This is a genomic window from Photorhabdus sp. RM71S, from assembly GCF_042879355.1.
GTDB classification, from domain to species: Bacteria; Pseudomonadota; Gammaproteobacteria; order Enterobacterales; family Enterobacteriaceae; genus Photorhabdus; species Photorhabdus kayaii.
The window spans coordinates 1-1,417 of sequence record NZ_JBHFKV010000124.1 but is presented as its reverse complement, the minus strand read 5'-3'; the positions used below and the strand labels follow the sequence as shown (position 1 = coordinate 1,417).

General features: G+C 52.9%; 1 protein-coding gene. It reads right to left on the bottom strand.

All coding sequences use genetic code 11. From position 1 onward, the window contains the following. Positions 1–4 precede the first annotated feature (4 nt). Positions 5–1,333, bottom strand: a complete 1,329-nt coding sequence (locus ACGF5R_RS23950) for an IS4 family transposase (RefSeq protein ID WP_112876163.1) — start codon at positions 1,331–1,333, stop codon at positions 5–7. Positions 1,334–1,417 lie beyond the last annotated feature (84 nt).

Below are 1,417 nucleotides of genomic sequence, written 5' to 3'. Positions count from 1 at the left end.
TCAGTTAAGCAACTGACTGGCTGTTTTTCTGGGCTTTTCTGTATTTGTAAGGTCTTTCCTTTACTACCCTCGGGAAGGCTCTTTTTCTCCTTACCGGGAGCTTCACTAACTGCGCCATACTCTCCAGATCTCGCATCAGTTCAGGGATTCGACCCGACGAGGCACCCTGTAACGTCATCAGCATCCTCATCACTAGCCCGCACGATTCTGAGAAGCTCAGTTGATTCGGCCAGTAACCTTTCAGGCTTCCTGCCATCTTTATCATCTGATATCTCACCAGATTGTAGGCCAGCAGCACGCCCCATAACTCCTGCTCTACCAGTTCCGGTTTTTTACTCCTCAGCGTCAGCCTGTTCAGCTGCATTGTCTGTTTGATTTCTCGATAACCCAGCTCAATTTCCCAACGGTGGCTGTAAAGGTCTGCCATTTCCCCTCCCGGGTAGCGCATGCCGTCTGTCATTGAGGTCAGGACATGACAGAGTTTTCCTTTCCGGGTAAACGTCAGCAACCGGGCCGTCATGTCTTCTCCCAGGCCCGGCCATTTTTTCCGCGACTGAGGGCTGGTTTTCAGCCTGACCAGGGAATCACCTTTACCCAGCCGCCGTATCTCCTCGTACTGAGCCCCTTTTTTCAACGGTATCATCCAGTGACGATGCTCTCCCGCTTGATGCCAGGCATTCAGCAACCCCAGCGAGTAGTAACCTTTATCAAACAGGGTCAGGGTGTAGTCACCGGTCTGGTCTATCAGCTGCTCCGCCAGCGTATATTCACTTTCTTTCATCGTACCGAAGGCGGCTGCGGTTAACAGATGGCTGGTCAGCTCCATCTGGCAGACCATTTTTACCTGGGGATAAAGTCCCGGTTGCCCGCAGTAGGTTTGACGCGGGAAGGCGGCATCATTCTCCGGGGTATCCTGCGTTCGCCAGACCACCCCATCCACGGCCAGTAATGTCAGACCGCACCAGTGGGGATGAGTCACAGAGTCATGCCACATTTTTGCTGTTTGCGTAAATACACGACGGACAGCATCGCTTCCCAGGCGCTGACGAGCCTGAATAACGGCGCTGGGGGCAACGAAGGGGCGGTTGCCAGGCAGCATAATATCCAGACGGTTGACGATTTGATGAAGGGGCTCTTTGCGTTCCAGCGCCATGCCGACAATACACCAGACCATCATTTCCAGGGGGAGACGACGTTTGCGCAGGGTGACAGTGCCGGATTCGGCGAGGCAGCGGACGATAAGGTCAGGGTTGAGAAAATCTCCGAGAGAGGTTAGTGGGTTGCGGGTGGTGTCATAACAGGAAACGAGGTCAAGAGCTTGAGCAATACGCATAAAAAAATCCGGAAATAAGGAACATTTCCGGATTCTTACACAACCACTGGATCGTTCAACTGATCCTTAACTGATCGGCATTAC